Source organism: Caldibacillus sp. 210928-DFI.2.18 (genome assembly GCF_020554505.1).
Classification (GTDB): Bacteria; Bacillota; Bacilli; order Bacillales; family Caldibacillaceae; genus Caldifermentibacillus; species Caldifermentibacillus hisashii.
Window position 1 is genome coordinate 1 of sequence record NZ_JAJCHL010000139.1, and the last position, 5,489, is coordinate 5,489.

Consider the following 5,489-nt stretch of genomic DNA (forward strand, 5'->3'; position numbering starts at 1 on the left):
TGTCCCATAGCGGCGTTCTATGAGACAGTTTTCCCTCTCTTAGCTGTCGTTTTGTCTCATAGGGAAGGCACGTCTAGCTTCTATGAGACATTTTTTCCATTTTTTCAAAGCAATTTGTCCCATAGCGTCGTTCTATGGGACAGTTTTCCCTGTTTTAGCTGTCGTTTTGTCCCATAGGGAAGGTACCGCTCGCTTCTATGAGCCATTTTCCCTCTTTTTTTAAAGCAATTTGTCTCATAGAAAACAATCTAAACAATTTTCCCCAATTTATTTCGATTTTGTGAATTATATAACTTATTATTGAAAAAAGTGTCTCAGAGGTCTAAAGTGAAAGAGTAGTAATTTTTCATGTGAAAGGGGAATAATAAAATGTCTGATAGTAGAGTTTTAGAGTTTTAGGAAAAGTTGATTACGTAACAGGTGCTGGCCAAGGGATTGGAAAAGCAATAGCAGAACGGCTGGCAGAGGATGGTTTTGCAGTTTCATGTGCAGACTTTAACATAGATGCAGCAAACCAAGTTGCTGATGGAATAAATAAAAACGGTGGAAAAGCCATTGCCGTAAAAGTGGATGTTTCTGATCGTGATCAAGTTTTCAATACAGTTAACGAAACCGTTGAAAAATTAGGTGGATTGGATGTTGTTGTTAACAATGCAGGTATTGGACCGTCAACACCAATTGAAGAGATCACCCCAGAAATTTATCGGAAAGTTTTTGATATTAATGTCGGTGGTACACTTTGGGGAATCCAAGCTGCAGTTGCCGCCTTCAAAAAATTAGGTCATGGCGGTAAAATCATAAATGCATCCTCTCAAGCAGGTCAAGTGGGTAATCCTAACCTAGCTGTTTATGGTGGAACAAAATTTGCCATACGTGGAATTACACAAACAGCAGCACGTGACTTAGCACATCTTGGAATAACAGTAAATGCTTATTGTCTGGGGATTGTAAAAACACCAATGATGATGGGGATTGCAAAAGAAGTCGCTGATGCTGCCGGCAAACCATTTGAATGGGGCATGAATCAGTTTGCGCAAAATATTACATTGAAACGTCTTTCTGAACCGGAAGATGTAGCCGCTTGTGTATCTTATTTGGCTGGTCCGGACTCCGATTATATGACTGGTCAAGCATTAATTATTGATGGCGGTATGGTATTTAATTAATTTTATTCATTGGAAATAATGAACAATAAAACCTGCGATGGGAAACTGTCGCAGGTTTTTTGTGTATTGGATAAGTAAACCAATGGTGGGATATTTTGATAAGGGATAAGTGAAAACGCAATGATAGAAGAGAACAATATCTTTAAGTAACCATCCTATCGGCGTTTATTTTCCAGAGATAATTGTAAATATACTGGCACCAATGCAAAATTTCATTGTGCAAATGCCCAAAAAAGTTCGTTGTTTTATCAATTGTTAACGGTTTTATATTTTAATATAATTTAAGCGTATTCAATAAAAGCGCTTTTATGACAAGGTATTTGTGAAAGGATTAACAAAATTTAGCTTACTTGGGTTTTTTAGTAGAATTTTACATTTTGTGCAATCTCATAAAAATTCTTAAATAAAGTTGTATTGAAATGAGGAGGTTTTCATATGGAAGCAATTCATATTAGCTGGATTGGCGCTTTAAGCGGTTTATTGTTGGCAATTATTTTCATATTATTTAAATTATCACCTACCTATTCATTAATATTGGGAGCAATTGCGGGCGCTTTCATTGGTGGCGCAAGTTTTTCGGATTCAGTTTCGATATTGATTTCAGGAACACAAAGCGTCATGGGTACCGTTGTACGGATTATTGCTGCCGGTGTTTTTGCCGGTGTGATGATGGAATCAGGCGCTGCTGAAACAATTGCTAAGGTAATTGTTGATAAACTTGGTGGAACGAAAGCAATGCTCTCCTTAGCATTAGCAACAATGATTATTACAGCGGTGGGTGTCTTTATACCGGTTGCGGTTTTGATTGTCGCTCCAATCGCTTTATCTGTCGGAAACAAAATGGGTTACTCTAAAGTGGCGTTACTTGTTGCATTATCCGGTGGAGGGAAAGCAGGAAATATTATTTCACCAAACCCGAATACGATTGCAGCTGCGGGCGGTTTTAACCTTGATGTAAACCAAGTAATGCTCGCTGGTTTCGTCCCTGCAGTTTTTGGTGTCATTGTTACTGTATTTCTTGCATCAAGAATTAAATTTAAAGGCACAAAAGTAACGGATCTTGAGGTAGCTGAATTGGAAAAAGCTAATACGACAAATTTGCCTTCCTTTTCAAAAGCATTGATTACCCCAATTATTGCGATTGTTCTTTTAATGATCAGTCCGGTAGGTTCGATACTCGGTGTTGATTTCCTAGCAAATTTAAAAATTGATTCTTTATTTATTTTACCATTTGCGGCTGTTGTTGGATCAATTGCCTTAGGGAAGAAAAAGCAAATCTTGGACTACTGCTCAGCCGGATTAGACCGAATGACACCAACAATCTTAATTATTATTGGTGCAGGTGCGATTGGTGGGTTAATTACAGCCTCTAATTTACCTGAAAAAGTGGTATCCCTTGTCGAGGCTTCCGGTATTTCCGGAGTGTTCTTAGCACCAATTGCAGGGACATTAATGGCGGCCGCTACAGCTTCTACATCAACAGGTGTAATTTTGGCAACCGGATCATTCTCACAAGCAATATTAAATACAGGTGTGGCACCGCTATCAGCAGCAGTTATGACACATGCCGGGGCTACAGTAATTGACCACTTGCCGCATGGAACCTACTTCCACGTTACTCGAAATGCAATGAACATAAGTATGAAAGATAGAATGACTGTGGCTTTATATGAAAGCATTGTCGGTTTAACAATGACCATCGTTGCAACAATTCTTTACGGATTTATTTTATAGGCTATATTAGATTTGGTTGTTGATTAGCGCTCAAGTACTCACGTTCAGTGGGGCATGTGGTAAGCCTTGTGGGGCAATAGCTTAATGGTGTCTTTACTGTCCAGCTAGTCCCACAGGTGTCTCATGCCTTCTACTCCAAACAACAATCAGTCAAAATCAAAATCATTCTTTGACAAAACAATTTTATTCTAGGGGTGACGGTAGATGGGGAAAGTATTTGTATTAGCTCCGGATTCATTTAAAGAAAGTATGACGGCAAAAGAAGTATGTAAAGCAATGGAAATTGGAATTAAAAGAGCGATTCCTGATGCTGAATGTATTCATGTTCCAATGGCAGACGGCGGTGAAGGGACTGTTCAATCGCTTATTGATGCAACAGGTGGAACTTTAGTGAAAAAAGAAGTGACCGGACCGCTCGGCACAAAAGTGGTTGCCGGGTACGGTATTCTTGGTGATGGCAAAACAGCTGTCATTGAGATGGCGGCTGCAAGTGGGATTCATTTTGTCACGAAAGAAACGAAAAACCCGTTAATTACTACGACTTATGGAACCGGTGAATTGATTAAGGATTGTATCGAGCAAGGCATTACTGATATTATTTTAGGAATTGGCGGAAGTGCGACAAATGATGGCGGTACGGGTATGGCAGCCGCTCTTGGTTATAAATTTTTGGATGAAGATGGAAAAGAGTTGAAACTTGGCGGTGGCTTTTTAGATAGGCTCGCCACCATCGACACGTCTAATGTGATTCCCGGATTGAGAGATGTTCATATTTTGGTCGCATCAGATGTAACGAACCCATTATGTGGCGAACATGGTGCATCCAGAGTTTTCGGTCCGCAAAAAGGAGCCACACCTGAGATGGTGGAAATTCTCGATAATAATTTACGACACTATGCACAAGTGGTGAAAGATCAGCTTGGAATTGACGTGCTTAATGTACCCGGTGCCGGTGCTGCCGGGGGTCTCGGTGCAGGATTACTTGCTTTTACAAATGCCACGATGAAAAAAGGAATTGAAATTGTTATCGAATATACAAACTTAAAAGAAAAGCTTCGACATGCAGATTATTGTTTTACAGGTGAGGGCGGCATCGATTTTCAAACAAAATTTGGGAAAACCCCCTATGGAGTTGCAAAAGTTGCAAAAAGTGTGAACCCAAATATGAAAGTGATTGCTTTAGCGGGTTATATTGGCAAAGATGTTGAGGTACTGTATGAAGAAGGTTTTGACGCAATTTTTGGAGTCGTTCCGGGAGCTGCTGAACTTAGTACATTATTAAAACAAGGTTCCGAGAACGTTGCTCGGACAGCGGAAAGTGTGGCACGATTGTTGCGATAAAGAATAGAAAAACCATTAAAAAAGAGCCGGTGACATATTGAACCCGGCTTTTTTTCAGATACGGGCGTATCGGAATACCCTTAATTTGCTTAACCTTGCAAATGTTTCTCTACTTTATCCGGTTGATTAAAATAAAAAGCAGTTCAACAAGTTCTAATATATTTTTCGGATCTTTGCCAGTGATTTTTTGGATTTTTTCCAATCGGTAATTTAGCGTGTTTCTGTGTATGTTTAGGAGACCGGCAGCTTCATTGGAATTTAAGTTGGAATTCAGGTAAACTTGCAGTGTTTTGCACAGCTCCTCATTTTTTTCGAGCAATGTGGTTATTTTCTCAATACTCCTGTTTTGCTTAAGCCATTCCGAAATATCTGCAATGACTTCACAATCGGTATAGAAAATTATTTTTTTGTCAGAAAATAGTCCTCTCAAAACACGCATGGCTGATTTTGCCTGAATATAACCTTTGGAAGGTCGATCATTGACTCCGCTAATTGATATCCGCACGTCCTGATTCTGTTTTTGTATCCTAGTGATGAGTGGATCCACCAGTTCTATTTCTTGTACGACAATACAAATCGAATCATTGGTAATTTTAAAAGTAGGTAGGTCATTTAGATTTATTTCATCGATGTTTGATTGGGATTCCACATAGACAATTTGCGATGGCTTGTTTAACTCAAGGCCATAAACTTTCGCTTGTTCCGCCAGTTCCTTTGTATAGAGTGTATCCGTATCCATAATTCGATTAAAAAGGTCGTATTTCCGCTTTTCTTCTTGATTGGCTTTCTCCAAAGCTACACTTTGTTCAATTAATAAAATCACAGTTGACCTAACAAGATTTCCGAACGGCCGCGTCTCTCCAATTTCTCCGCTAATTCCGACCACCCCAATAATGTCCCCATTCATTTCAATCGGTAAATTAATCCCTTTCTTGACAAACTCCTCATCTTTCTTAATCTCGACTGCTTTTCTATACCTAATCGCATCGACAGCCCCATGGTGCAAGATACCAATCCGTTCTTTATTCCCACTTCCGATAATTACCCCATTTTTATCCATAATATTGATATTATAAGGAATATCCTTCATCATTTTGTTAACTATCATTTGAGCTAAATTTGCGGTTAATCTATACATTTTATACCACCTGAATAAGGAAATTAAATTCTTTTCTTTTTATTATAACCTTAAAGTCAACAACCCACCACTTAACGACCTAACGGTCTGTTTGAAGTGGGGGCTTGCGT

General features: G+C 39.1%; 3 protein-coding genes and 1 pseudogene. 3 read left to right on the plus strand and 1 reads right to left on the minus strand.

Annotation, left to right across the window (positions count from 1 at the left end; genetic code table 11):
* Positions 1-389: 389 nt before the first annotated feature.
* The 3 genes and pseudogenes from LIZ98_RS16735 to LIZ98_RS16745 form a co-directional block, all read left to right on the plus strand.
* Positions 390-1,166, plus strand: a pseudogene (locus LIZ98_RS16735) ((S)-acetoin forming diacetyl reductase); the annotation flags it as partial.
* 435 nt (positions 1,167-1,601) lie between these two features.
* Positions 1,602-2,900 (plus strand): GntP family permease, encoded by a 1,299-nt coding sequence (locus LIZ98_RS16740; RefSeq protein WP_227140314.1) that lies wholly within the window; start codon positions 1,602-1,604, stop codon positions 2,898-2,900.
* A gap of 204 nt (positions 2,901-3,104) precedes the next feature.
* A complete protein-coding gene (locus tag LIZ98_RS16745) occupies positions 3,105-4,241 on the plus strand; it encodes a glycerate kinase family protein (protein WP_108898819.1) in 1,137 nt (378 codons plus the stop codon).
* A gap of 109 nt (positions 4,242-4,350) precedes the next feature.
* Here the strand turns inward: LIZ98_RS16745 and LIZ98_RS16750 are convergent, their stop codons facing one another.
* Positions 4,351-5,379, minus strand: a complete 1,029-nt coding sequence (locus LIZ98_RS16750; RefSeq protein ID WP_227140315.1) for a CdaR family transcriptional regulator — start codon at positions 5,377-5,379, stop codon at positions 4,351-4,353.
* Positions 5,380-5,489: the final 110 nt, after the last annotated feature.

Excerpts from the sequence above, each read along its gene's own strand:
- LIZ98_RS16740 (WP_227140314.1), top strand. The coding sequence starts at position 1,602 with ATGGAAGCAATTCATATTAGCTGGATTGGCGCTTTAAGCGGTTTATTG.
- LIZ98_RS16745 (WP_108898819.1), top strand. The coding sequence starts at position 3,105 with ATGGGGAAAGTATTTGTATTAGCTCCGGATTCATTTAAAGAAAGTATG.
- LIZ98_RS16750 (WP_227140315.1), bottom strand. The coding sequence starts at position 5,379 with ATGTATAGATTAACCGCAAATTTAGCTCAAATGATAGTTAACAAAATG.